Source organism: uncultured Sphingomonas sp. (genome assembly GCF_913062585.1).
Classification (GTDB): Bacteria; Pseudomonadota; Alphaproteobacteria; order Sphingomonadales; family Sphingomonadaceae; genus Sphingomonas.
Map to the genome: position 1 here is coordinate 182268 of NZ_CAJXWX010000003.1, position 26302 is coordinate 208569.

Consider the following 26302-nt stretch of genomic DNA (forward strand, 5'->3'; position numbering starts at 1 on the left):
GGCAGGCGCGACATACGCCTTAGGCCATCTTCGCCTTGACCTCGTCCGCAACATTCTGCGGCACTTCGTCATAGTGCGAGAACTGCATCGAGTACTGCGCACGGCCCTGGGTGAACGAGCGGAGCGCGTTCACATAGCCGAACATGTTGGCCAGCGGGACCATCGCCTCGACCGTCTGCGCGTTGCCGCGCGTGTCGGTGCCCTGGATCTGACCACGACGGCTGTTCATGTCGCCGATGACGTCGCCCAGATAGTCTTCCGGGGTCACGACTTCGACCTTCATGACCGGCTCGAGCAGCGTGATGCCCGACTTCTGAGCCGCTTCGCGCATCGCGCCACGGGCACAGATTTCGAACGCCAGCGCCGACGAGTCGACGTCGTGGTACGCGCCGTCATACAGCAGGACTTCGAAGTCGATGATCGGGAAGCCGACCAGCGAACCGGTTTCCGCGGTCTCACGGAAGCCCTTCTCGATCGCGGGGATATATTCCTTCGGAATGTTACCGCCCTTGATCTCGTCCTTGAAGACGAAGCCCGAACCACGCTCGCCCGGGGTCAGCTTGACCTTGACGCGGCCGAACTGGCCGGTGCCGCCCGACTGCTTCTTGTGCGTATAGTCGATGTCGACCGGCTTCTTGAGGTATTCGCGATACGCCACCTGCGGCGCACCAACGTTGGCCTCGACCTTGAACTCGCGCTTCATGCGGTCGACCAGGATCTCGAGATGGAGCTCGCCCATGCCCTTGATGATGGTCTGGCCCGACTCGGCGTCCGAGGTCACGCGGAACGAGGGGTCCTCGCGAGCGAGACGATTGAGCGCGACGCCCATCTTCTCCTGGTCGGCCTTGGTCTTCGGCTCCACCGACAACTCGATCACGGGCTCGGGGAATTCCATGCGCTCCAGGATGATCGGGGCGTTCTGCGCGCAGAGCGTGTCACCGGTCGTGGTATCCTTGAGGCCCGCGAGAGCGACGATGTCGCCGGCATAGGCTTCCTGGATGTCCTCGCGGCTGTTCGCATGCATGAGCAGCATGCGGCCGATCTTTTCCTTCTTGTCCTTGACCGAGTTCAGGACCTGCGACGAGGTCTCGAGCTTGCCCGAATAGATGCGGGCGAAGGTCAGCGAACCGACGAACGGGTCGTTCATGATCTTGAACGCCAGCGCCGAGAAGGGCTCGGTGTCCGACGAAGGACGCTCGTCCGGCGTCTCGCCGTCGAGCTTGACGCCCTTGATGGCGGGAACGTCGAGCGGCGACGGCAGATAGTCGATGACCGCGTCGAGCAGGGGCTGAACGCCCTTGTTCTTGAACGCCGAGCCGCAGACCACGGGGACGAACGCCATTTCCAGCGTGCCCTTGCGGATCAGCGCCTTGAGTTCGGCGACCGAAGGCTCGTTGCCTTCCAGATACGCTTCCATCGCGGCGTCGTCCTGCTCGACGGCCATTTCGATCAGGTCGCTGCGATACTTGGCGGCCTTTTCCTTCAGGTCATCGGGGATGTCCTGATATTCGAACTTGGCGCCCAGCGACTCTTCGAGCCAGATGATCGCGCGGTTCTCGACCAGGTCGACGAGACCCTTGAAGCCGCCCTCGATGCCGATCGGCAGGTACAGAACCGCCGGACGCGCACCAAGGCGCTCGATGATCGAGTTCACGCAGAAATAGAAGTCGGCGCCGGTGCGGTCGAGCTTGTTGACGAAGCACATACGCGGCACGCCGTACTTGTCGGCCTGACGCCACACGGTTTCCGACTGCGGCTCAACACCCGCCACGCCGTCGAAGCAGGCGACCGCGCCGTCGAGCACGCGGAGCGAACGCTCCACTTCGATGGTGAAGTCGACGTGCCCGGGGGTGTCGATGATGTTGATGCGGTTGTCGTTCCAGAAACAGGTCGTCGCGGCCGACGTGATCGTGATGCCGCGCTCCTGCTCCTGCTCCATCCAGTCCATGGTGGCGGTGCCTTCGTGCACTTCGCCGATCTTGTAGGACTTGCCGGTGTAATAAAGAATGCGCTCGGTCGTGGTCGTCTTGCCAGCATCGATGTGCGCCATGATGCCGATGTTGCGATACTTCTCGAGCGGATGGCTGCGGGCCATGATCGATCTTCCTCAAGCGTAGGGGGGAGCCGGTTGGCCCGGCTCCCCCTTATATAGGCTGTTTGCGTGACCAGCGGAAGACCGCCGGCACCGCACCCTGAAAAGGTTGCGGCAGGCCGGAAATAATTCCGGTCCGCCGCAAGGCCCTTACCAGCGGTAGTGCGAGAAGGCGCGATTCGCTTCCGCCATGCGGTGCGTATCTTCGCGCTTCTTGACCGCATTGCCGCGGTTGTTCGCGGCATCCATCAGCTCACCCGACAGACGCGCAGCCATCGTGTTTTCCGAACGGGCACGCGACGCGCCGATCAGCCAACGGATGGCCAGAGCCTGGGCACGCTCCGGACGGACTTCGACCGGAACCTGGTAGGTCGCACCGCCGACGCGGCGCGAACGGACTTCGATGCCCGGCTTGATGTTGTTCAGCGCATCGTGGAACACGCCGATCGGATCGCGCTTGGCGCGCGTCTCGACGGTTTCCAGAGCACCGTAAACGATGGCTTCGGCCACGGACTTCTTACCGTCCAGCATGACCGAATTCATGAACTTCGACAGGACCTCATCTCCGAACTTGGGGTCCGGCAGAATTTCCCGCTTTTCGGGACGACGACGACGAGCCATTCTCGTATTTCCTTACAAAACTTCAGCCTTTGATGGTCGAGGAGCCTCAGGAGAGGCCCGACCGGCTTACTTCGGACGCTTCGCGCCGTACTTCGAGCGGGACTGCTTGCGATCCTTCACGCCCTGCGTGTCGAGAACGCCGCGCAGCACGTGGTAACGCACGCCGGGAAGGTCGCGCACACGGCCGCCGCGGATAAGCACCACCGAGTGCTCCTGCAGGTTGTGGCCTTCGCCCGGGATGTACGAAATGACTTCGCGGCTGTTGGTCAGACGGACCTTGGCCACCTTGCGAAGCGCCGAGTTCGGCTTCTTCGGGGTCGTCGTGTAGACACGGGTGCAAACGCCGCGCTTCTGCGGGTTCTGCTCCATTGCAGGGACCTTGGACTTGGCCTTCTGCAGTTCGCGGCCCTTGCGGACCAGCTGGTTGATCGTCGGCATTGAAGCCTTCACCTTTCCATGAGGTTACTTTGCTGGAGCCATCACAGCACTTCGGAATACAAAAAGGGGCCTTCGCGGCTTTCGCCCGGCCCTCATTCGCATCCAGCAATGTTCAAGCTTGCCCGACGGATAAGTCCCGATTCCCGGAAAATCCCCTTCGTGCAGCGGCGGCCTATACGCGGGAGTCGTCGGGCGGTCAATGTCGGCGCGGAGAGGCGACCCGGGCGCATCCGAATTATCTGCGAAAATCGCACATTTGGGTCTTGTCCCGCCCTGCCAGCCAAGCTAATGGCAGCCGCCTCGCAGGAGTGTAGCTCAGTTGGTAGAGCATCGGTCTCCAAAACCGAGGGCCCACGGTTCGAGTCCGTGCACTCCTGCCACTTGTCTGTCGTAGCACGGTATAAGTGCACGCATTTGAACGCTAAGTCCTACATCGCCGTCGCTTAGGAACTTGCACAAGTCACGCCTAATTTAAAGGCATGCGAAAAGCGCTCCGATAAAAGCGGTGTGCTCTTTCTGTGTGAATGAGTGAATCGCCTTTCAGGACGTCGGCGACATCACATTATCGCCGGCGTTTCATGGTTGACGGGATCGGTGGATCGACGATCATACCGCCATGTCCGACCCTTCAGCATTCCGATCGACCGCCTCTGTGGCGCATCACCTCGCCAAGGTGGTGGCAAAAACTGTCGAATTGGAGACGACGCAGTCAGGGCTTCGAGGGTCATGCCCTTTCCACCCGGATGCGACCCGTGGCCTCTACGTTCACAACGGCCGCTTTCACTGTTTTTCGTGCGGCGCGGGCGGGGACGTGGTCGACTGGTGGATGCGGCTCCATCGAGCCGACGAAGAGACTGCGGCAGCATATCTCACGCGAGGCGCATCCGGTGACGGCGCCGATCACGATAAAAAGCCTTGCTGATCGGATCGGACGGCCGCTCAGCAAGGCTTCGGATGACACAAATACCCTTCGCGTGTCTCAAGTACGTCGAGGCTTCGTCGCCGCCTGGCACAAGCGTCGCCTAAGTCAGCGGTGACCTGGATGCTACAACCAGCCCGAGCAGGTGCTGCGTGAATGCATCGCCTCCCTTGCTGTAGGCCATGCGTCCCCAGTGATCCCAATTGTCGACCCTGGCCGCGATCCACGCGAACAGATCGTCGCGTACGCTCTGGTCATCGAACGCCAGGGACCAAGTCACTCGCCTCACCGGCATCCTGACGGGACTTCCGTTCGCCATCGAGGTCAGGGTGATCGCGTGCGACTGCCCAACCGTCTCGCGCGCGAAGACGTGACGCCGAAAGCCAACCGCGCGTTCGAAATCCTGCAGCGCCTGCTCCCGGTCCCGATCGGATGGATTCCGGACGGCCGCGACCACCGCTGCCATGACGTCCGCGATAGGCAGATCCTCCCACTCTGGATCGCGGGTAGCCACCAGCATCATCAGCACCGACCGACCCTCGGGGCTTAGATCGTCCGTCGACCCGCGCTGCAGCAGACCGACGGTACCGAGCCAGCACATATAGAAAGTCCAGAGAACCAGGTTGCCGCGGAAGAGATCAAATCGGCGTTCGCTCTCACCACGTTCTGCCATATCGACCGACAGAAGGACCCGGAGGAGGAATTCGAGCTGCTCCCGTACGGCGTGCGTTTCGGGAAGGCCCAACTCGTCCCGCCAAAAGGCATCGCGCACCGACGTCCACTTGCGGCCATCCTCGTCCTCAAAATGAGCGCCGTTGGCTCGCAGCCACCAGCCCCACGGCAGATCGCCAGGCCGGTGCCGTTCCCGCGCCGTCGCCATTATTCGGCCCTCGGTTCGAGGCCGATGGGCGGGAGCGGCGGCCCGTCGCGGGCCGGGACTGGACGACCGTCGCGGATCGCGGCGAGCTGCGCAGCCAGGTTGCGGATCTCACGCACGACATAGCCGTCGTCACGATACCTTGCCTCGATCCCGGTGCCTGCCGAGCTCTGGCGATCGCGCAGTTCGCCGGGCACGACGTCGTAGACATGGTTGCAGTCGAAGCCGAACCACCACTGGTGCGGGCTGGCGCGATGATCGGTCGCATGCTGCAGAGGCACCTCGCCAACGACGACGTGGCAGATGCGGCGGTATTCGGTGATCAGGCGCCGCTTAGGGTTTGGGCCGTCGTCGCAGATGCGCGAGTAGGTCAGGCCACCGTGCACCTCGATCCCGAGGCTCGCCGGCACCGCGTCATGGTCCCAGCCGAAGAGGGGATGGGTGGACGGCACCCCGACGAAGCCGCTCAGGTAGCCCTCGGGATGCCCGCGCATCATGATGCACTCCAGGCCGGTCGCCTCGTCGACCCACGAGACCTTGTCTGCCTCGCCGAGCCATGGACCATGAGAGCGCGGCATCTCCCGCTTCGCATAGAAGATCTCGGCTTCCGGCACCAAGTCACGGCTCGTCGCATAGGCGCGGCCGGTGATGCGGACCACGCCGTCCTGGCTGACGAACTCGCCGCCGGTCCCCGACACCTTGGCCAGATCGACGCCCGACCCGACCGCATCCGCCAATGCGCCCTTCCCTACCTTCGCGAGCGGCAGCGGCTTCTGCACCGCGACGGCCGTCGACCTGCTCTTCTTCGTGGCCATGACTTTCACCTTTCCTGCTGTGGTTCGATCGATCAGTTGGTCGAGGGGCAGCGCCGCCCTTCGGCGCCTACGCCTATCGGATCGTCCCTGGCCGCCCGCCCACAGCACCTGCGCAGCCTGCGGATGGTCCTTCGCTGACGGTCGAGATGAAGCGCGCGCCTACCGGCACTGACGAAGGCGCTCACAGGAAGCGGTCCGCGGCCGTGACCATCTCGAAGCGGGGCGCCATGGCTCTGGCACCGTGCCCCGCGGCGTAGACGTTCGTCGCCAGCCAGAATTCTTCCGCCGTGCGCGCGTCATCCGCGACCTCGGTCCACCACGTCCGGCGCTCCGGATCCCACCTATAGCCCCGCGCCTTCAGTGCATCCTTGGCGTCAAAGCTGGCCCCATCGGCGTACACCATCCAGCTGGGTGCCCTCATGCGACCGAGCAGTTCCGCGAGCACGGTCGTGCCATCGTCCGCGCGGTGACGGAGCAGCTGCACGAGGGCGTCGACGTCCGTGGCGGCCCGATGGGGCCGGAAGAAGTATCCGGCCTGCTGGAGCAGGTAGCCGAGGGCCCGGCCATCGAAGCCTCGCCCGCGCCAGTCGACCTGTTGGAAGGAGCAAGCCCAGTCTAGTCCGCGTACGTCCGGCAGGCGACGTTCGACATAGGGGCGGTCGAATGCGGCGTGGTGCGCCACGACGCATGACGCCGTGCGGAGCATGCGCGTCGCCTCGGCATCGTCGATCCGCCGACCGGCGACGTCGTCGTCAGTCAGCCCGGTGATCGCGACCGTCTCCGGCGTCAGCGGGTGGCCCGGATCCTCCGTCCACGAGGAGATGGGGCCGATGTCGGTAATGACGCCATCGGCATCGAAACGGAACGGGCGGATCGCTAGTTCGACGACCGCGCCTAGGTGGACAACGGTGCCCGTCGTCTCCACGTCGACCGCGACGCCGATGGCGGTGTCATGATCGTCGCCATCGCCGGTGGGGCCTTCGCGCACGTCGAGGCTGTGCAGGACGCGCGTCTTCTCGTCGCCAGCCGCACCAATGCGGCTGGCCGATGCCAGCTTTTCCATGTCGTTCTCCGGTGATCATGCCAGGCCGTGCCCGGCGGTTACGCGAACCTTAGGCTTCGAGGCGCTGCTCGGTGTCGTACGAGAAGGAGGCGTATCGCGGCTCGTCGCTCGCCAACTCTACCGAACGCAGCAGTTCGGCGACCGCGCCCGGCACGAGAGCGATGGCTAGCGGCAAATAGGGGTGAAAACCTTCACGAATCTCCGCCAGGTCGATCACATCCTCGCCGAATCTAGCGCGCAGGCGCTGCACGACCTCGGCCGGGTGACGCGCCACCGAAGCGTGAAAGGCCTGCAGTACGACGCCGTTTCCCTCCCAGGCGATCGTCGCGCAGTAGAGCGATGGCCTCGCCGCCAGTCTGTGCCTTCCGCTGCGACCGCGCCTCGGCCGCGAGAGATGCGGAGTGTCGCCGTCACCATCGGGGGCTACGAGCCGGTCGAGCATGGCGGGATCGGCGTCCACCCCGAGCGAAAGGCCGTGCAGGACGATCGCGCGGACGAAGTGTTCCCGGTCGAGGCACGCCTCGATCGCCGGAGCCCCATCAAAGATACGGCGAGGCGCGAGCATCCATCCCACTGGATCGATCGGGTTTGCCTCCCGCTGGAAGCGGGCACCAGCCTCAGCGGCAACCGTCACGACGCGGCAGAGGGCTCGACGCGTCGTGACGACGGTCTCGTCGCCGGGCATATCGTCATCCAACGGATCTTCGAAGGTAAACTGTGGAACCGGCACCACTGTGCTCGGCATGTTCGACATTACGGTTGCATGCATGGTCATCTCCATGTCCCCCGAATCCTGATCACGTTCCCGTCGCTGTGCGGTCTGTTCGGGAACGCGGTTAAGAATGGTGACACTGATTTATATGTCAATAAGTCTGGACATATTGAGATGATTTTGCCGGTGAATACCGCATTAACTATTTTTAGGGCCTCCACCACTTGCGATGCAAAAAATGTCTATTAATCTAGAGATATGGACCAGATTTCTGCCATTCAGCTGATGAGTGCCTTGGCCCAACCTACGAGAATGGCGGTGTTTCTCACATTGGCAAAGCATGGGGTGGAAGGGCTACCGGTCGGCGAACTAGCGCGGCTTATGGATACTCCTCCAAACACGATGTCGACCCATCTTTCGATCCTTGCTCGTGCAGGTGCAGTCGTCGCCAACCGGGACGGGCGGGTGGTAAGCTACAAAGTGCTTCCAGCCGCTGTCCGCGACCTCGCGCTATTCCTTGTGATGGGCAGCTGTGGGGGCGCCAAAAACCTAAGCGACAGTTTCGCGACCGCGCTGGACGAAGCATTTGCTGCAAACAGCCACTAGGTGCCGAGAGCATCGGCGCGATAAGTCGGCACGAGCACTGGCGATCGTCACCCGTGGGTATCCGCATGCGCGGGGAATGCAATGTATCAATTATTATCGATCGCAGCCTGTAGGTCTGTGCCGTCAATTGCCGACGTCTCAGTGGGAATGATTGGGGTCAGGGCTCGTTGATCTCAGCCAGAGGATGAAGGTGGCAGCGAGAGCAACGACGAAAGAGGCCGTGGGGCCGCGACGATAGCGGGTGGCAACGCGGGACAAGTTTTTAGGCAGCCGAACATGAAGCGATGCGGCAACGACCCCTTCCGCGGCGCTTGTCGTGCCGGACGCTAGTGGCTTAGTTCTAGTGATTTGTCCCTCCTGACACACCTGGAAAGTTTCGTCGGCGCATACGCGACGGTTCCGACCGCTCTTTGTCGCTGCATTGGCCGCGATACCTACCGGCCTATCGCTCACCGCTAAAATGAGGGTGATTCCGGTTCGATCGAGGGAATGCCGTAAAAACAAATGAAAGCTGATTTCCCCGAATTTCCTATCAGGAATTAATTTCCTAATACCATCTCGATTGCTAATCCGTATCGATTACAAGGGGAGGATACATAAATCGATGGCGACGAACGTTCAGCAACTTCCACGAGGAGCCAACGATTCGGGGACGGAAAGCGATGGCCGTGGCATCATCCAGGCCAATCGCTCGAGTGAAATCTTCTTTGCCGTCGTTGGGCCGGTCGGTGCCGGAGCTTCACGCGCCCGAGATTCGCTTGACCGGGCCTGTCGCGAAGCAGGTTATAAAGTGGAGACGGTCAAGGTCAGTTCGCTCATCGCACAATGGGGCGAGGCCAACCAATCTCCAGTTCCGGCGAATCTTTCACCGATCGATAAGGTTCGTCATCTGCAAGATCTAGGCGACCGGATGCGTGCCACAGACCCGACCAGGGTCGCTCGCGCAACGCTGGCCAAGATCGCCAGCCTGCGCGCCGCCCGGATCGGCAAGACGTTCACCCAGGGTGATGTCGTCAAGCCGGGTCCTGAGAAGGTGGCCTACATCATCGACTCGATCCGGCATCCGGCGGAGACGAGCCTGTTTCGTCGAACCTATGCCAACGCCTTCGCCCTGGTCGGAGTTGTCTGTGAGGAAAAGGAGAGGAAGAACCGCATCCTCGACAAGCTCTTCACCGGCCCTCAGCGACGAGACGCCGACCTGATCGCCGCAGCAGAAGCGTTCATAAGCCGAGATGCTGAAGACGAAAACGCCTCCCATGGCCAGCACGTACGGGATGCATTCTTCGAGGCCGACTTCTTCGTCGACAATACGCTGCAGGACCAGATCGACGAGAAGCAGTTCCTCGACGACCCGCTGGCCCGTCTCGTCAGTATCATCTCCCATGATAAGATAGAGCGGCCGACGATCGAGGAGACCGCCATGCATCATGCGCATTCAGCGCGGGTCCGAAGCGCCTGCCTATCGCGACAGGTTGGTTCCGCCCTCGTGGACCGCGATGGTACCGTCGTCGCGACGGGTACGAATGAAGTGCCCCGCGCGGGCGGCGGGGTCTATGGCGAACGACCGCTGCTAGCCGACGAGCCTGATCATCGCTGCGCCTTTCGCGAAACCGCCTTCTGCAGCAGCAACGTCCAGCAGAACAGGATCATCAACGAGCTGATTGATTCGATCGATGAACTCAAGGCAGTGGCCGACCGATCGGCGTTGGTCAGCAAGCTGCGCGGTACCGCAGTGGGGCAGCTCATCGAGTTCAGCCGGGCGGTTCACGCGGAGATGGATGCACTGCTTTCGGCAGGGCGTGAAGGCATATCGACCGTCGGAACACGTCTTTTCGTGACGACGTTTCCATGCCACTATTGCGCCCGTCACGTCGTCAGCGCGGGTGTTTACGAGGTGCAGTTCATCGAACCCTATCCTAAGAGCCTCGCCCTCGACCTCCACCAGGATGCGATCGCGATCGAGGAGCAGGACTGGCTACCGCCGGAGGAGATCGGGATGGCCGAAGCGAAGAGGCGTAAGACCGTGGCCGATCAGACGGAGCGTGCAGCGCCACGAACCGGTCGCGTGCTGTTCCGCCCCTTCGTGGGCGTTGCGCCCCGCCTCTATCTCAGGGCCTTCGAAAAGACGCGTAGATTGAAGGACAAAAATACGGGAGACATGAATATCCAGCCCCCCGAATGGGGAGACGAATGGTCGCCGTTCACCGCGGCCTACCCCGAACTTGAAGCCGTATTGACCAAATCGTTATGAACGTAAGCTATCTCGAGTTTCCCAACCACGTCTCGGACGTTCAGGCCAACATGGCTCATCACGTCGACCATCTCGCGCGCCACGACGACCCCCAGCTCGAACTCGATCTGGGGGATCGGGCCTGTCGCATCATGAAGATCGCAGCCACCGAATCACTTCACGGTCAGACCCTATCGGCTCTGATCGACCAGGTTTCCCCCGAATTCGTGCTCGACCTTCGAGACGTCCTGCGCTTCAATCTTCCCGGGCTGTCACGGGACGTGTTCTTCCACATGCTTTCCGCTCGCGGCGTCCACTATGCGCGTGTTCCGATCGGTTGGCATAGCATCTCGCCCAAGGCGGTGACGGCGGGCGCTCCCCTGCCTGCGCGCCTTCAGCACGAGGCCATCGAGCGCTGGGGGGGCAATCTGGTCCTTCTGGTGTCGCGCAACGAGCATGCCCTTCATACCCAGGCCATGCTGAACATGGCTCTGTCTTCCCATCGCTCCAGAGGGTGGCGGATCGAGCGGGTGTCCTGACGCCTGCCCTGGGGCAACTCGTATGTGTCGCTCCCCAATACGCTGAATTCGAATCTTGGGCATCGTGCACAGGCTAACCATTCGATAGACTGGGAAAAGTTCGAAACGGCCTCATCCGGCATGGTCCTGATGCGACGTTTCCGATAAGACTCTTTTTAGGGACAGGCCGGGGGGCCAAGGTCCGCTTTCGGATGGCGGAATGATCAGGACACGACCTAGCAGCATCTTCGACAGGATCGTCATCTGGTCTTTCGATCGGCCTTTGTCGGGTCTGACGCGATATACTGTCGCAGCCTTGGTGATAGTTCTGGTCGCGGCGGCACGCATCCTGTTCGTGCCCGACGAACTTCCATGGCTGCTGTTCATTCCTGCGGCGATTGGCGTTGCGCTGGTGCTTGGACAGGGAGCCGGGCTGTTTGCCGCCGCGCTGTCCACGGCTGCCGGTGCCCTTTCGATCGGAAGCGCCTCCAACGACTATTGGTTGCCGGAACCGCAGTGGGTGGCGGCAGGCCTCTTCGTCGTGATCCTGACGGGGATGGTCATGCTTGCCGGCGAACTGCGCGAATCCATGCGTCGGTCGGTCTCCCTAAATGCCGAGCTGGTCGAGCGGGAGCGTTCGTCAGCGGAACGCGAGGCCTTCCTGTCCAGCGTCCTTGCGGCGTCGACTGACTGCATCAAGGTCCTGGATCTGGACGGCAACCTGACCTTCATGAGCGAAGGCGGCATGAAGGTGATGGACATCAGCGACTTCAACGCGGTTCGTGGCTGTCCCTGGCCGGAATTCCTCAAGGACGCCGGCTCGGTCCAGGCGCGCGCGGCACTTGATGCGGCAGCCGAGGGGCGTTCGTCGCATTTCGAGGCGGCGGCGGACACCCATATCGGCATTCCCAAATGGTGGTCGGTGTCGGTGTCGCCGATCCCCGGCCCAGATGGTCACCCCGCCCGCGTCCTGTCGGTGTCGCGCGACCACACCGCGCTGCACGAAGCGCGCGAGCAGCAGCAGTTGCTGAACGGCGAACTGAGCCACCGGCTCAAGAATGTCCTGACCCTAGTCCAGTCCATCGCCAATCAGACGCTGCGCGGAGCGCATAGCGTCGAGGACGCTTCGGCCGCCTTCTCATCGAGACTGGCATCGCTCGGACGGGCTACCGACGTTTTGACCACCACCGCCTGGCAGCAGGCGGAGCTTCACGACGTCGTCGATGCCGGCCTGTCGGCCGTGTCCGGCATGAAGGACAGGATCACGATCGATGGCCCACGCATCCGATTGAACTCGCAGGTCGCTCTGGCGTTGACCCTGGCTCTTCACGAACTGGCGACGAACGCGACCAAGTATGGCGCGCTCAGCAAAGACACGGGATCGGTAGCTCTGCGATGGCAGGTGAATGGCAACAACGGAGCTTCCTGCTTCCATCTGATCTGGCAGGAACGGGATGGGCCGCCGGTCGTACGACCGACGCAGCGCGGCTTTGGCTCACGTATGATTGAGCGCTCGCTCGGGGCCTATTTCAGAGGCAGGACGGTACTGGATTTCCCGGCCGAAGGCGTCGTGTTCCGGATCGATGCGCCACTTGGCGACACCGGCGAACTGATCGACAGCTGACATGGGACAGGCCATTCCCCCACGCAGCATCCTCATCGTCGAGGACGAGCCGTTCATTCGCTACGATCTTGTGGACTTCTTCGAAGACCGTGGCTTCAAGGTGTTCGAAGCCGAGGATGCAGAAGAGGCGATCGAAGTGCTCGCCGCGAACGCTTCCGTTCGGATTGTCCTGACCGACGTGCAGATGCCAGGATCCATGGATGGCGTGAAACTCGCCCACTTCGTCCGCGACCGCTATCCGCCAACGATCCTCATCGTCGTTTCGGGCATGGCCAATCCATCTGCAGCCGACCTACCCGACCGGGCGGTGTTCGTGGGAAAGCCGTTCGACCCGCGCCATGTACTGGGCGTGATCGACCACCTTTCGGCGTGATGGACCGCTCCGCGCGGCGGAGGTCGAATTTGTGAACACCCCATCATTCGGCAAGCGTCAGTTTCGGCGTTCGCCCGATCGTGCGATACGACGCTGCAGCGCGACCGACAGTTGGCCAGCCGAATAGGGCTTGCGGAGCAGATCGATACCTTTGACACCTTCCTGCGCAAGGACATGGCTATAGCCGCTGGCGAGTACGACGGGCATGTCGGGCAGATCCCGCATGAGCCGCTTGGCTAGCTCGACACCGCCCATGCCGGGCATCACGACGTCTGAGAACACGATGTCGAAGCCGTCGCCATCGGACCCGAGCCGTTCGAGCGCTTCCTCCGCGCTGGTTACCCACGCAGTCTGATAGCCCATGTCCTCAAGCAGCTGGGTCGCGAACTGGCCGACGCTGATATTGTCTTCGACCACAAGCACGCAGCGGCCCCCTCCGTCGATGTTCTCCTGCTGATCGGCGGACCTCTCTTCCGTGGCAATCGCCGGATCGGCCTGTGGCAGATAGAGGGTGAAGGTCGCCCCCTCTCCGACCAAGCTCGAGACGTCGACGTCGCCGCCGGACTGCTTGGCGAAGCCGAACACCTGGCTGAGGCCCAGGCCGGTGCCTTTCCCCACATCCTTGGTCGTGAAAAAGGGCTCGAAGATGCGCTCCAGGTCCTCGGGTGAAATGCCCGTCCCGGTATCTGTGAGTGATATGGCGACGAAGTGGCCCGTCCCAGGGCCATGACCGCGTATTGAGGGCATCTGCGCATCGCATCGCAGGCGGATCGTGACTGTGCCCTCGCCATTCATCGCATCGCGGGCGTTGACGGCGAGGTTGACCAAGGCCGTCTCGAACTGGCTGACGTCAGCACGCACGCGGCATATGCCGTCCGGGACCTCGAACCGGACGAGCACGCGGCTGCCGGTGATGCTGTCGAGCATGTCGGTGATGGCATCGAGCCGCTGCCCGACCTCGAACACTTCCGGCTCCAACGTCTGCCGGCGGGCGAAGGCGAGAAGCTGACCGGTCAGCTTGGCAGCTCGGTCGGCGGTGTCGCCGATCGCATCGAGATAGCGCTGGCGCTTCTCCGGTGCGACATTGTCCCGACGCAGCAGGTCGACCGAGCCGCGGATGACCGTCAACAGGTTGTTGAAGTCGTGCGCCACCCCGCCGGTGAGCTGGCCGATCGCTTCCATCTTTTGACTTTGACGCAGACGTTCTTCCGCCTCCATCAGTTCAGCCGTCCGATCGGCGACCCGCTGCTCTAGCGTCTCGGTAAGCGTGCGGAGGGCCGCGGTTGCACGGTCGCGGTCCGCTTCCACCGCGCGGCGTTCCTCGACGTCGATCAGCACGCCAGGGAAGCTCTGTGCATTGCCCTCTGGCCCCATATCGACCCGGCCATTCGCCTCGATCCAGTAATAGCGGCCATCGGTTCGACGCACGCGGTACTGGTGCGCATAGGGGCCGCCGCGGGCAATGACGGCTCCGATCGCTTCCGCGAGGCCAGCCTGGTCGTCCGGATGGACGGTGGCGACGATCTGCTCGAGCGGGATGCCCTCGCGACCCAATGCCGGATCCAGTCCGAAGGTATGGGCGAACGCCTCGTCGATCGTGAAGCGATCACCAGGAACATCCCAGTGCCAGGTCCCGATGATGGCACCGGCAGCCAGCGCCAGCTGCACCCGCTCGACATTCTGGCGAGCGATGGCCTCGCTTTCCTTCAGCTTTTCCTGCGCTTCGCGACGCGCGGTGACATCGTTGAACAGGATGGCGATCTGGCGATCGGCGGGGTCGCCGACGCGAACCGTGCGCACGTCGAACCAGCGTCCGAACGCCTCAGCATAGTTTTCGAAATTGGTCGGCTCGCCCGTCCTCGCAACGTGGCCATAGGTCTCGAACCAGAAACGCTCCAGGTCAGGTGCGAACTCAGTGACCCACTTGCCGCGAAGATCGACACCCGACTGCTCGGCGAATGCAGGGTTCGCCTCGAGGAAGCGATAGTCGATCGGCTTGTCGTCAGCGTCGAACTTGACCTCGACGATGGCAAAGGCCGCGTCGATCGTGTCGATGATCGTCTGGAACCGCTCCTGCGCATGTCGGAGGGCAACGCCGCTCAGATGCTCGTGCGTCCGGTCACGCAGCATTTTGACGAAGCCGAGATGTCGATCATCCGCATCGAACAATGGCAGCATCTCGCCCGACGCCCAGAAGCGCTCGCCGTCCTTACGCAGATGCCATCGCTCGTCGGTGGCACGACCGTTCCGGAGGGCCCCTGACATCTCGTATTCGATACGATCGCTTTCGCGGTCTTCCGGCGTGAAGAACCGTTCTGCATCCTGGCCCACCATTTCGTCGGCAGTCCAGCCGAGCACGGTCTGTGCGCCTGGATTCCAGTCGGTGATGATGCCTGACGGGTCGGTGACGATCATCGCAATGTCGATCGCATTTTCGAAAATCGCGCGCTGCCTGGCCTCGCTGGCAGCGAGCGCGATCTGGCTTTCGCGGAGCATGGCGACCAGTTCCCGAGAATCGTTCAGGTCCGCCAAGGCATCGGCAATGTGAAGTCTATGGGTTTTCGCCGCGGCCTGTTCGCGTTCCTGCGCCGCGATGGTTCGCCCATTGGCCTCGATCGTCTGCCTGCGGCTTACCGTCAGGTCGGTCAGGTGCCGATGTTCCTGTTCTATCTGTCGTTGGCCGAACTGGTCAGCCCGGATCTCAGCTTGCGCCAGCGCCGCGCGCAGATGCGCGACCTCCGCCTCGAGTTCCTCTCTGGTCATCGTATTCAAGGACGGTTCCGCTGCTGGCATCGCATGATTATTATCGCGATCCATATTAGCGGCGACGGCGGCACCGCAATCGAAAAAAATGTTACGGATCGGGGCATTAACCCGTGGTTGCCAGAGCAAATGCAACTGCAATTCGGCTTGTCCCGACACGTTGACCAATTCGCTAATCTGATTGATGGTGATCGTCAGGACGATAAGTCAGTTCTCCACGATGTACTGGTGGCTGGCCGCAATGAACGATGCATTCGATGCGGGACGGCGTGCCGGTGCCCCACCTCTGGGCTCGGCGGCCGATTGCCCGATCACCCATGCCGAACTCATGCTGCGCATGAGCTGGATGAACGGCTCCAGTTGGAGCCGGATCAATGGAATTTCTATGCGAGCGTGAGTTGATCCGACCATCCGGTTGCCTTTTCCTCAGCCGGATGTCTCTACCGTGTCGCGCGCCCGTTCCCCGGTTGCGGCGAAATAGGCGGCCCTATTTAAATGCCGCGCTTTCAGGGTCAGGTCGTCGACCGACTTGGCCAAGGCCAATTCCTCATTGGTGCGTCGTTCAAAGTATGCCGGGCAATCTTCACTCACGCATGTCTCCTTTCGCAAAGTGTTACCCGTTGCGAACGTTGTTCATGGCGGTCTGAAGGGCCATGGAGGGCGGCGTCGCGCATTTAGGCGACATCCCCCGTTTCGTGCCTGAACTGATCGTCTCGACTGCCATTATGTTCCTTCACGAGACAGAATGTTTCGAAACTGTATCAATCACATGGGTGGATTGTCCGGAACAAGATTGACCTCGGCATGCGTTATGAAGTGGTCGGGTCGGGAGCCGGATCATGTGTCATGTGCTGATTATCGAGGATGAACCATTCATCGCCATGAGCATCCAGGTGATGCTCGAGGAGGAAGGTGCGACGTCGTTCGACTTCGCCGTTACCGAGCAGGATGCGGTGGCGGCGGCGATGGCACATCGCCCGGAACTGATAACCTCCGACGTGAAGCTGATCGAGGGTACCGGCCCCATGGCGGTGGCCCAGATCCATGAACGGCTGGGAGCCCTGCCGGTCATCTTCATCAGCGCGACTCCCGGCGAATGTAAACCTTGCGACCCACCCGGAATCGTCCTGAGCAAGCCGCTTCGCGAGGGCGATCTGAAGGACGCCTTCCACAGGATCGGAATGTGCGAAAGCGGATAGGCCAGCGGTCGACGCAGCCGTTCGCAAAGATTGATTGCCCATCATTTCAAGGACCTGTGCCATCTATTGACACGAATGTGACGTACGCGCAGTGCGAGCCATGACCTCCCGACTTTCCTGCAATGTTTCGCTGACCCCTGAGCTGAAGAGCTTCATTGCGGACAGCATCGTCACGGGCGACTATGCCAATGTCAGCGAAGTCGTCCGGGCGGGTCTGCGTGCCCTGCGTGACGGACAGGGCGTCGTGGTCCGGCCGATGATTCAGGACTGGCCCGCCTCTGGTGGGGAATGTGGCGCACTCATTCGCAATCGGGATTGGAGCCGAACTTCACTCGGGACTCCGCAAGGATGGTCGCACGAGATGCGCGCGACCATCTCGAATCTCGTCAATTCACCGGTCGCCAAGGTGCTCATGTGGGGCCCCGACCACGTCATGTTCTACAATGACGCATATCGGGAAATCGCAGGCGACCGGCATCCGCTGGCGCTCGGAATGCCGGTCGCCGAGGCATTTCCGGAGGTCTGGGACTGGAATGGTCCGGTGCTGGCTGCCGTCCTGAAGGGTGAGGCTCAGTCCCATCTCGACCAGCCCATCGTATTCCAGCGGCCCGATGGCCCACAGACGCTGTTCCTCGGCCTATTCTACACGCCCGTCTACGATGCGGATGGCCAGCCGGGCGGCGTATTGTGCACGATCATCGACAACAGCGCGCGCATCGCAGCCGAGCAGAAGGTCGCGGCCAGCGAGGCGGAACTGCGTCGGATTACCGACGCCGTGCCGATGCTCGTTTCCTATGTCGATCGGGACCACGTCTACCGCTTCGCCAATGCCGACTATCAGACTTGGTTCGGCATAGCGCCCGACGCCATGGTCGGCAGGCATGTGCGAGACGTGATCGGCGACGTCGCCTATAGCGACCGCCGTGCAGACCTCGATGCCTCGCTAGCAGGGGCTTCGATCGTGGCGGAGACGGTGCTCCAGCATCGCGAGCTGGGCCCACGTCAGACCGAGATTCGCTATGTGCCGCATATCGGCGATGATGGTACCACGCACGGCGTCTACATACTTGGCATCGACGTCGGAGAACGAGCCGAACGGGAAGCACAGATCAGGGCCAGCAACAGCCGCTTCCGTACCGCCATGGAGGCAGTGCACGGCGTCCTGTGGACCAACAGCGCGGATGGGCGGATGATCGGGGAGCAGCCAGGCTGGGCTGCGCTCACCGGTCAGAGCACCGACGAGTATCAAGGCTTCGGCTGGTCCTCGGCGGTCCACCCCGACGATGCTGCCGGCAGCGTCATCGCATGGAACGAAGCGGTCGCCTCGCGCAGCATGTTCGTCCACGAACATCGCGTTCGTCGCCATGACGGCGAATGGCGGACCTTTGCCATCCGTGCGCTCCCTATACTCAACGACGCGGGCGAAATCACCGAATGGGTGGGCGTTCACACCGACATCTCGCATCAGCGCGCGGCCGAAATGGCGCTGCGTGAACACGCGGATAGCCTCTCACGCCAAGTGCGTCACCGCGAACGTGCCGAGGAACAGTTGCGTCAGCTGAACGAGACGCTGGAAAGTCGCGTCATCGCCGAGATCGGCGAACGGCGTCAGGCGGAGGCCAAGCTGGCGCAGGCGCAGAAGATGGAGACGGTGGGCAAGCTGACGGGCGGCGTTGCGCACGACTTCAACAATCTGCTGCAGGTCGTAGGCGGCAATCTGCAACTGCTGGCTCGGGACGTCGCGGGCAACGAGCGGGCCGAGCGGCGTGTGACGAACGCCATGGCAGGCGTCTCGCGCGGCGCTAAACTGGCCGCCCAGCTTCTCGCCTTCGGGCGCCGTCAGGCGCTCGAGCCGAAGGTCGTGAACGTCACCCGCTTCGTGCAGGGAATGGACGATATCCTGCGCCGCGCGATCGGCGAGGCGATCGAGGTCGAGACGGTCTTCTCCGGCGGTCTGTGGAACACCTTCATCGATCCCAACCAGATCGAGAATGCGCTGCTCAACCTCGCGATCAATGCCCGGGACGCCATGGAGGGCCGCGGCAAGCTGACCATCGAGCTTGCCAACGCCCATCTCGACGACGCCTATGCCCGTGCACACGAGGAGGTCACGCCCGGCCAGTACGTGATGATGGCGGTGACCGACACCGGTTCGGGCATGTCGCCCGAGATTGTCGCCAAGGTGTTCGAGCCCTTCTTCTCGACCAAGGCCGAGGGCAAGGGGTCGGGGCTGGGCCTCTCCATGGTCTACGGCTTCGTCAAGCAGTCGGGCGGCCATGTGAAGATCTACTCCGAGGTCGGCGAGGGCACGACGATTCGGCTGTATCTGCCGCGTGCCACGGAATCGGAAGATGTCGAGGTCCTGGTCGATACGGGACCGATCACGGGCGGAACGGAGACGGTCCTCGTCGTCGAGGACGACGAGGAAGTGCGCACGACCGTCGTCGAGATGCTGACCGATCTGGGCTACCGCGTCCTGAAGGCGCCCGATGCGACCAGCGCACTGGCGGTGGTCGAAAGCGGCGTGGCGATCGACATGCTCTTCACCGACGTGGTCATGCCCGGTACACTCAAGAGCCCTGAACTGGCCCGCAAGGCCCGCGAGCGGCTGCCTAATATCGCGGTACTTTTCACTAGCGGATATACCGAAAACTCGATCGTTCATGGCGGTCGTCTCGACAAGGGCGTCGAGCTGCTGTCGAAGCCCTATACGCGCGATGCCCTCGCCCGGAAGTTCCGCCATGTGCTGGCCAACGAACAGCAGCGTCGACAGGCGTCCGCACCGGCGCCCGCGGTTCCTGAGACGGATTTCATGTGCGCCGCTCCGATGGCCCCCAGTGCGACGATCCGACGGACAGCACTGCTCGTCGAGGATGACGACCTGATCCGGATGAACACGGGCGAAATGCTTGAAGAAGCCGGTTTCGTCGTCGTCGAGGCGGCCAGCGCGGAAGAAGCGCTGATGGCGCTTCAGACGACGCCGGTCGACGTGCTGGTCACCGATCTCAATCTTCCCGGTGCCTCGGGGCAGGAACTGGCCGCCAAGGCGCGGGCGCTACGGCCGGATGCATTGGTGGTGTTCGCGACCGGTGACCCAGGTGCGGTGGCGAAGGAGGACAACTGCGTCGTGCTGGCCAAGCCCTATGACGCACGCGCCCTCGCCCGCGCTTTGGATATGAAGGAAAGCCGGTCCGTTTTAACCGACGGTTGACCGGTCTTAGCCGATCAAGACGGAGGGAGGATCGCCGTAATTGGTGCCTCCTGCCGCCTGCAAGCAACAAGGGTCACGCCGACCAGCGCGCGGCGTGAACCTTTGCAGCCGAGACGATGGCCTCGATCTCGGTCGGGAGGACCGGGTAGCCATAGTGCCACCCTTGCCCTTCGTGGCAGCCCTTCGCGCGCAGCCACCGGGCCTGCACGATCGTCTCGATCCCCTCGGCGATGACTTCCACGCCGAAGGCGCGTCCCAACGTCAGGATGCTGTCCACCACGGCGGACTGATCGGACCCCACGGCGATGTCGGCGACGAAACTGCGGTCCACCTTGAGCCTGGTGATCGGAAAGTCCCGTAGCACACTGAGCGAAGCAAAGCCGGTACCGAAATCATCGAGTGCTATTCCGACGCCCAATGCGCGCAATGCGGTCAGCGTCCCCACCACGGCGCGTGTATTCCTGACCGCGATGTTCTCGGTCAACTCGAGCTCGATCAGGTCGGCCGCCACGCCGTGCTGTTGCAACGTCTTCGCCACCTTTTCGGCAAGGGAGGTCGAACGGAACTGCGAGGCAAAGAGATTTATGCCCACGCGTAGCGGTATGCCTGCGGCCGCCCAGGCGGCTGCCTGCGCGACGGCCTCGTCCAGCACCCAGGCTCCAACCGCAGCGGCAAGCGGCATAAGTTCGAGGATGGGCAGGAAACGATCCGGGGTCAGAAGGCCATGTTCGGGATGCCGCCAGCGGAGAAGCGCCTCGACGCCCACCACGGTTTCGTCGGACAAGCGCACCTGTGGCTGATAATGAACTTCGAACTCGCCACGCTCGAAGGCTTCGCGAAGCTGATGCTGGATATGCTGGCGATCTTCGACCTGATGACGCAAGTGCGGCTCGTAGAAGGCGATGGAGCCGGCGCCGCGTTCCTTAGCGCGGTAGAGCGCGAGGTCGGCATGACAGATGAGCCGATCGATCTGGTCCCCATGATAGGGCGAAATGGCGACGCCGATGCAGGTGTCGACCCGCAACTCCTGCTCATCGACGATAAAACCTTCGTCGAAGCCCGATCGCAGCCGTTCCGCAATGACCAAGGCGGCGCGCGGGTCTGCGACTTTCGGCGCGATCACGACGAACTCGTCGCCCCCCAGGCGCGCCAAGGTCTGCCCGTCCTCCAGCCGCGCCGATAGCCTGTGGCCAATGGCCGACAGCAGCGCATCGCCCATCGCATGGCCGAACACGTCGTTGACGTCCTTGAAGCCGTCGAGGTCGAACAGGAGAACGGCCATCGGCCGCTGCGTGCTGAGGATGGCGCTGGCACGTTCGTGAAGGAGCGTCCGATTTGGCAGCCCGGTCAGCGGATCGTAATGGGCAAGGTGGGCAAGTTCGCGCTCCTGGCGCCGCACTTCGATGCGATCTACGACGACCTGACCAAGGCATTCGAGCAGGTGCTGATCGCGCTCGCTGAAGAGGCGAGGCGTCTCGTCGACCACGCAGAGCGTGCCGATCACCTGTCCAGACGCGACCCGAAGCGGTACGCCGGCATAGAACCGCAGGCGGGGGCCATCGATAACGAGCGGATTGTTCATGAAGGCCGGATCCAGGGCCGCGTCCGCGATCACGAACGGGCCTTCATGATCGAGCGCATGGGCACAGAATGCCACGTCCGTCGGGGCTGAGCAGACGTCGAGCCCCGTCCGCGCCTTGAAGTGGACCACGTCGCGGGTCACGATCGACACCATGGCGGCGGAAACCTGAAACAGCTCCCTCGTCAACGCGACGATGTGATCGAATTCGGCTTCGGCCTCGGAATCGCCCATTGCATAATCGGCAATAGCCGCTGCCCGCGCATCGTCGATGTGGAGCTTCTCCTGCAAGTCTGCGATCATACCATGCATTTCATCACCGCAGCTGCGGAATGCGCAACGGGAAGGTGAGCATGACACCTAAATCCTTAGTAAAGGATTGATTTGGCGGCATAGCTCATGGCAAATCTGATGTTGCCGCACCCGATACAGGTTGCGAAGTACCGAATTCGCCGCGCGCTTTGCCGCGATGTCGATAGGTAGGGGGCGTCGTCGTGGAAAGGGCGGGAGTCAAAACGCACGCACGCTTTGCTCAAGATCACCAGCTTCGCGCCCGATCATCCGGTTTGGCCCAACATCCGGCGTGCAAATTCCATCTGACCAGTCATACGATCGCTCGTATGACTGGTGGTCGGACCGATAACTTCCTGTACCGCTGGTGCTTTCGTCAGGCGTGACGAGCGCACCACGTCTAGGCATTCAATTGAGGCGGCCCCACCCAACGATCAGTGATATCCCGATGCCGGGCATAAGAGGCGTCGGTGTACATTCGGCGTCAGAGGGACGGCGTGCCGCCCGTGCCGCGCCTCGACGCTTCCCGCTCGATGAGGGTCATTGCCTTCTCTCCCGTTCCTTCCGGCTGAGACAGGGTGATCTGGCCACCTTGCAATCCTACGTCGGCAGCCAGCCGGAACACGCCTCCTTGTCCCAGACAGGCGGCCCGAGCACACCACCTCGCGTGCAGCCCCTCGCCATCGATGCCGCCGCTGTCCCTGGATAGCGGGCCATACTTGCCGACTAGCATTGTCCGCCAAGCTGCGGGATCAGTTCCCGCTGGCGGCAGATATGCGACGCTACGAACACGGGCGCCATCCGGCCAGACGAACGTGCCGATCATCACCTTGCCGCCCTTGCCGTCGTCGAATTCGACACTGTCCAGGACGCTTCCGCCCTTCAACGGCAGCCGCCCGCCTCGAAGATTGACCGCCTTGCGGACGCGATCCTCGAACGTGTCGGTCCGCGTCCGCCGCTTCATGATCAATCCGCGTTCCCTCATGACCCTTTCGACGTCCCCTTCGGTCATTCCGAGCCGAAATCCAGCGAGGTCGAAGGTGGCGGGAGCTCCTTTCGCTGTCTGCGTCGCGGCGGCGTCCACGCCGATCTGACCAGCCGCCGCCGGCTGCGCCGCCACGAGGACGAGCGCCATCACATGCTTCATGATGCTTCCTTTCAGATGTCGATTTCGCCCGATCGCCGCAGCGAGCGGATACGCAACTGTGCTACACCGCCGATCACGATGTACGCGATCAGGTAGGGCAGGCCGTGCTTCGCCAGCCCGATCTTCATCGCGACGGCCGTCAGCGCGGCGACGATGAACGGCACGGTTCGCATCGAGCACAGTACGGCGAACAGCATCCAGGACGCTGTCGGGCGGATAAGCGCGGCGATGGCGGTCGCCATCACGACGGCGAAGCCAAGCGGATCGGAGTTGGTGAAGAGCGTCACGATCATGCCCGGGGCAATCAGGAAAAAGCCGCCGAGGATGAAGATCGGGACGAACGGAACGGTCTGTATAGGCATGGCTCAGCCCCCGAAGGCCAGCATCGATCCCGTTGTCGTGGCCATCCCGGCCAGCATGTCCATGTACTCGGCTTGATTCCCAATCATCGTCGCCTCCCTACTCGAAGGACGCCACCCCAGTCGGCGGCATCCCGTGGAACGGGATGCCGGCCCCCTGAGCCGGGTGTTGGAAACCTGAATTGGAACAGGCGCGGAAACCTTTAACCGGGTGGTCTGGACATACGCCTCCGCCACCCGGCCGAAGAGCTCTTCGACCGTCATTGGTCTTTCGACCGACCTCCAATTTCAGGGTTTCCACGCCCCGGCTCGGGAACAGCTTCCCGTGCATCGGGCACTATAGGTTGCTGTTCTCAGGATGGCGACGAGTTTTTAGGTCACATCGGATGGTGGCCATCCACCTCCGGCCAGTGCGAGCTTCAAGAAGGGGCGACACAAGCAGATACATGCCCATCTCTGGCACCTGTAGTCGGGCTGAGCAAAGATACTGCGCATGTTCAGATACGGTCTTTCGATGCCCCAGACATAAACCATATTTGGCGACGTAACATTTACACCGCGCCGTGATGATCGAGGTCATGACGCATTACGTATACATCGCGACTAGCCCCGACCTGCTTGACTGGTCGAGCCAGGTACACGGTCGACCTGCCGTTAAAGTGGGGGAAACGCGAAACCTGGCCAATCGAGAGATATGGCTGTCTGGCCGGGATCCCTGGAGCGGAAATGTCGTGCCCGCATGCGCTGGATACGACGACTGGAAAATCGTGGCGAACCGGAAAGTCACCTCGATCGACGAGGCACTGGAAATCGAAGCAATCTTCAAGACAGCCTTCGATCCAGCCCACATCGACAGGGTCGGTGCTGGCGAGAGCGACATCGTCCTGCTGCCCGAACCGACGCTTTCCGAAGAGCAGATCGCTGGCCTTCATCCCGGCATCCGTGACCTTTACCGGCAGGCCCGCTCCCGCATGCATCGTCCCGCGCGCGAGCGCGAGGAGGCATACGTCACGGATCACGAGCGTGAGGTTCAGCGGGATATCGACACACATGATGCCGACCGTCATCACGATCGTGGCGAAAATGAAGACAGATCGGTTCGCGACAGGGAGGATGGCTGGTACTACGAAGACTGACGCACGATTAAGACGAGCGCTATCAGAGGGCCCAAGCCGTGCCCTCGTCCGCTGCGAACAGTCGGCGCGTGTCGATGCACGAACGCAGACGCCCGCGACACGAACCGATGCGGCCCCCGCCGCCTGTTCCGCTCAGACGGAAGAACAGTGCCCCGATCACCTCCTGGACCAAAGTAAGAGCGACCTGATGCTGGCAGGTCTCCTGGCTCAAGGGGCGTCGCTCGACATACGGCCTTCCCGGATCGTTGCCGATGTCACGGCAATTCAACGGCTACACCTTTCATGGAAGATGCGCCGTACTTCTTGCTCGCGGCTTACAGTTGCAGGGATAGCCTTGGCTTCCGGAGGTAGACCTCCTCGCCGTGTTCCATTTTGCGCCCCTTTCGGGACACCAAGCAGACGAGGGACAAACAGGGTGCCTCGCCGACGCGATGCGCCGATCGAAATTGTCAGGGAATAGGATCGACCGGCGGCTGGGCGGCAAGAATGACCACGAGGGTGACGGCGACCAGCATGACGCCCGCCAGCACGCCGCTGGCGATCGCGGTATTTCTGAAACCAGCTTCAGCCCGGCCAACCGGTTTCGTCACCATCCGTTCGTATTCGTCTTCCGGCAAGAAGCGATAGAGGCGGTCCTTCCAGTTGGCGCGAAGATCTCGCTGGATCGATACAAAGTGGCATCCGCTCGCGATCACGACCGCGACATATAGTGCGAGCGCTACACCAATCACTATCGCTGCGGATCCAACGAAACCTGCGCCCTTGGGCAGCGTCAGGCGCGCTATGACCAAGCCCGCGTTGCCTAGCGCCGACGTCGTCATCGCCGTCGCCAGCGACCGCGTGGCATCTGCCAGCTTGCCCGTCTCTTCCGTCACCGCCTTGCGCAGGTCGCTCAACGTCTTCAGGGCGTCTCGGCTTTGCTGGGACACGCCGAAACTGAACGCGATTCTGGCTCCTTCCAGCGCCACCGACATGACGGAGGCGAGGTCAGCGAGGTCGCCGTCCCGCAGCGCGGTTCGTGCTATCTCGGCACTTAGCAGCCCGTGGCGGTTCTCCAGTTCGCGCGGGTTTTCGTATACCCAGGCGGCGGCAGCCTGCAGCGCGCCAAAGCTCTTGACCTCGATGCGGTCTCCGCGGTCGCGGCGAAACCTCGTCGGTGGCGGACCGCGGAATAGCAGTGTGCCGTCCGGCTCGACCTCCTGCGTGATGGCGCATGCCAAGGCGCCGGCAGCCTTGGTGCGCCACGGCGACAGTACCTGTCCTGAGACGTCAGCGTGAGGATCGCGCAACAGCCATCGACCAATAGGATCGGGCACACCCGCGACACCCAGCACCCTGACCACGCGGGCAGGGTCCGCTGGTGCTGAATGGGGATCGAATGAGTCGACATCGGGCCAGGAAGTATAGCGGACACAAACGGTATCAATGCGGCGATCGAGTTCCTCTATCCAGACCACGGTCTCATCGAGACCGCGCTCAAGCATCGCGCGAAATCCCGCACGCGTCAGTATCGGCAGTACACCGTCTGGAACGGCGGGCTTCGTGGCAACCAGTTCAATGCCTTCGGAATCGTCAGTCACGTCCGCCAGCGCGATCGGACCTCCCTCGTCCGCCAGGACGGACAAGGTGAAGCCGGCCGGCGCGACAAGCGGCGCGACGGTACGAACGCCATTTGAATCCAACTGATAGATGGCGATTTCGGTTCGCGATTCGGTGACCGTCACACGTC

At 62.4% G+C, this 26302-nt stretch carries 23 protein-coding genes, 1 tRNA gene and 1 riboswitch; of the genes, 11 read left to right on the forward strand and 13 right to left on the reverse strand.

The genetic code is table 11. The features are described 5' to 3' along the window. Positions 1-19 precede the first annotated feature (19 nt). The 3 genes from fusA to rpsL all read right to left on the reverse strand — a co-directional run bounded on the left by fusA (position 20) and on the right by rpsL (position 3151). On the reverse strand, positions 20-2095 hold the full coding sequence (gene fusA, locus QZ546_RS04270; protein WP_294235119.1) for an elongation factor G: 2076 nt from the start codon (positions 2093-2095) through the stop codon (positions 20-22). A gap of 147 nt (positions 2096-2242) precedes the next feature. Then, a complete protein-coding gene (gene rpsG / locus QZ546_RS04275; protein ID WP_042491196.1) occupies positions 2243-2713 on the reverse strand; it encodes a 30S ribosomal protein S7 in 471 nt (156 codons plus the stop codon). A gap of 66 nt (positions 2714-2779) precedes the next feature. Then, a complete protein-coding gene (gene rpsL, locus QZ546_RS04280; protein WP_007406072.1) occupies positions 2780-3151 on the reverse strand; it encodes a 30S ribosomal protein S12 in 372 nt (123 codons plus the stop codon). A gap of 304 nt (positions 3152-3455) precedes the next feature. Between rpsL and QZ546_RS04285 the strand changes: the two genes are divergently transcribed. Both QZ546_RS04285 and QZ546_RS17655 read left to right on the forward strand, forming a co-directional pair. Continuing rightward, positions 3456-3531 (forward strand) — tRNA-Trp (locus tag QZ546_RS04285). A 236-nt stretch (positions 3532-3767) separates the two neighbouring features. Then, entirely contained in the window at positions 3768-4073 is a 306-nt protein-coding gene (locus QZ546_RS17655) for a CHC2 zinc finger domain-containing protein (RefSeq protein WP_367113509.1), read from the forward strand. A gap of 100 nt (positions 4074-4173) precedes the next feature. Here QZ546_RS17655 and QZ546_RS04290 read toward each other — a convergent pair whose 3' ends face one another. The 4 genes from QZ546_RS04290 to QZ546_RS04305 form a co-directional block, all read right to left on the reverse strand. Next, entirely contained in the window at positions 4174-4950 is a 777-nt protein-coding gene (locus QZ546_RS04290; RefSeq protein ID WP_294235122.1) for a hypothetical protein, read from the reverse strand. Further along, entirely contained in the window at positions 4950-5762 is an 813-nt protein-coding gene (locus QZ546_RS04295; RefSeq protein WP_294235124.1) for a hypothetical protein, read from the reverse strand. Before QZ546_RS04295 ends, QZ546_RS04290 begins: the two co-directional genes overlap by 1 nt. 181 nt (positions 5763-5943) lie before the next feature. Next, the gene (locus QZ546_RS04300; RefSeq protein ID WP_294235126.1) at positions 5944-6825 is read right to left on the reverse strand and encodes a 3'-5' exonuclease; all 882 of its coding nucleotides are present in this window, start codon (positions 6823-6825) and stop codon (positions 5944-5946) included. 49 nt (positions 6826-6874) lie between these two features. Then, on the reverse strand, positions 6875-7606 hold the full coding sequence (locus QZ546_RS04305) for a hypothetical protein (RefSeq protein ID WP_294235128.1): 732 nt from the start codon (positions 7604-7606) through the stop codon (positions 6875-6877). Between the two features lie 189 nt (positions 7607-7795). On the opposite strand from QZ546_RS04305, the gene QZ546_RS04310 reads away from it, so the two are divergent. The 5 genes from QZ546_RS04310 (at position 7796) to QZ546_RS04330 (ending at position 12888) form a co-directional block, all read left to right on the forward strand. Continuing rightward, positions 7796-8143, forward strand: coding sequence for a helix-turn-helix transcriptional regulator (locus tag QZ546_RS04310; RefSeq protein ID WP_294235129.1), 348 nt, complete (start codon positions 7796-7798; stop codon positions 8141-8143). A 604-nt stretch (positions 8144-8747) separates the two neighbouring features. Further along, positions 8748-10394 carry an anti-phage dCTP deaminase gene (locus QZ546_RS04315; RefSeq protein WP_294235131.1) on the forward strand — a complete coding sequence of 549 codons (1647 nt, stop codon included), beginning with the start codon at positions 8748-8750 and terminating at the stop codon, positions 10392-10394. Beyond that, positions 10391-10912: a hypothetical protein gene (locus QZ546_RS04320; protein ID WP_294235133.1), complete on the forward strand. Its 522-nt coding sequence runs from the start codon at positions 10391-10393 to the stop codon at positions 10910-10912. Before QZ546_RS04315 ends, QZ546_RS04320 begins: the two co-directional genes overlap by 4 nt. A gap of 298 nt (positions 10913-11210) precedes the next feature. Continuing rightward, positions 11211-12515 carry a sensor histidine kinase gene (locus tag QZ546_RS04325; RefSeq protein WP_294235259.1) on the forward strand — a complete coding sequence of 435 codons (1305 nt, stop codon included), beginning with the start codon at positions 11211-11213 and terminating at the stop codon, positions 12513-12515. A gap of 1 nt (position 12516) precedes the next feature. Continuing rightward, positions 12517-12888: a response regulator gene (locus QZ546_RS04330; protein ID WP_294235134.1), complete on the forward strand. Its 372-nt coding sequence runs from the start codon at positions 12517-12519 to the stop codon at positions 12886-12888. A gap of 57 nt (positions 12889-12945) precedes the next feature. Here the strand turns inward: QZ546_RS04330 and QZ546_RS04335 are convergent, their stop codons facing one another. Next, on the reverse strand, positions 12946-15651 hold the full coding sequence (locus tag QZ546_RS04335; RefSeq protein WP_294235261.1) for a hybrid sensor histidine kinase/response regulator: 2706 nt from the start codon (positions 15649-15651) through the stop codon (positions 12946-12948). A 181-nt stretch (positions 15652-15832) separates the two neighbouring features. Between QZ546_RS04335 and QZ546_RS04340 the strand changes: the two genes are divergently transcribed. Continuing rightward, the gene (locus tag QZ546_RS04340; RefSeq protein ID WP_294235136.1) at positions 15833-16048 is read left to right on the forward strand and encodes a hypothetical protein; all 216 of its coding nucleotides are present in this window, start codon (positions 15833-15835) and stop codon (positions 16046-16048) included. Positions 16049-16077: 29 nt separating this feature from the next. Here QZ546_RS04340 and QZ546_RS04345 read toward each other — a convergent pair whose 3' ends face one another. After that, a complete protein-coding gene (locus QZ546_RS04345; RefSeq protein ID WP_294235138.1) occupies positions 16078-16242 on the reverse strand; it encodes a hypothetical protein in 165 nt (54 codons plus the stop codon). A 248-nt stretch (positions 16243-16490) separates the two neighbouring features. On the opposite strand from QZ546_RS04345, the gene QZ546_RS04350 reads away from it, so the two are divergent. Beyond that, positions 16491-16850, forward strand: coding sequence for a response regulator (locus QZ546_RS04350; RefSeq protein ID WP_294235140.1), 360 nt, complete (start codon positions 16491-16493; stop codon positions 16848-16850). A 100-nt stretch (positions 16851-16950) separates the two neighbouring features. Continuing rightward, on the forward strand, positions 16951-20061 hold the full coding sequence (locus QZ546_RS04355) for a PAS domain-containing protein (protein ID WP_294235142.1): 3111 nt from the start codon (positions 16951-16953) through the stop codon (positions 20059-20061). A 73-nt stretch (positions 20062-20134) separates the two neighbouring features. Here the strand turns inward: QZ546_RS04355 and QZ546_RS04360 are convergent, their stop codons facing one another. The 3 genes from QZ546_RS04360 to QZ546_RS04370 all read right to left on the reverse strand — a co-directional run bounded on the left by QZ546_RS04360 (position 20135) and on the right by QZ546_RS04370 (position 23440). Beyond that, on the reverse strand, positions 20135-21943 hold the full coding sequence (locus QZ546_RS04360; protein ID WP_294235145.1) for an EAL domain-containing protein: 1809 nt from the start codon (positions 21941-21943) through the stop codon (positions 20135-20137). Positions 21944-22415: 472 nt separating this feature from the next. Beyond that, positions 22416-23078 (reverse strand): hypothetical protein, encoded by a 663-nt coding sequence (locus QZ546_RS04365; RefSeq protein WP_294235147.1) that lies wholly within the window; start codon positions 23076-23078, stop codon positions 22416-22418. Positions 23079-23089: 11 nt separating this feature from the next. Next, complete coding sequence (locus tag QZ546_RS04370; RefSeq protein WP_294235149.1) at positions 23090-23440, reverse strand: hypothetical protein; 351 nt, start codon at positions 23438-23440, stop codon at positions 23090-23092. 560 nt (positions 23441-24000) lie between these two features. On the opposite strand from QZ546_RS04370, the gene QZ546_RS04375 reads away from it, so the two are divergent. Continuing rightward, positions 24001-24573 (forward strand): hypothetical protein, encoded by a 573-nt coding sequence (locus QZ546_RS04375; RefSeq protein ID WP_294235151.1) that lies wholly within the window; start codon positions 24001-24003, stop codon positions 24571-24573. A gap of 174 nt (positions 24574-24747) precedes the next feature. Next, a riboswitch (cobalamin riboswitch) is annotated at positions 24748-24984 on the reverse strand. Between the two features lie 38 nt (positions 24985-25022). Here the strand turns inward: QZ546_RS04375 and QZ546_RS04380 are convergent. Continuing rightward, a complete protein-coding gene (locus QZ546_RS04380; RefSeq protein WP_294235153.1) occupies positions 25023-26297 on the reverse strand; it encodes a hypothetical protein in 1275 nt (424 codons plus the stop codon). Positions 26298-26302: the final 5 nt, after the last annotated feature.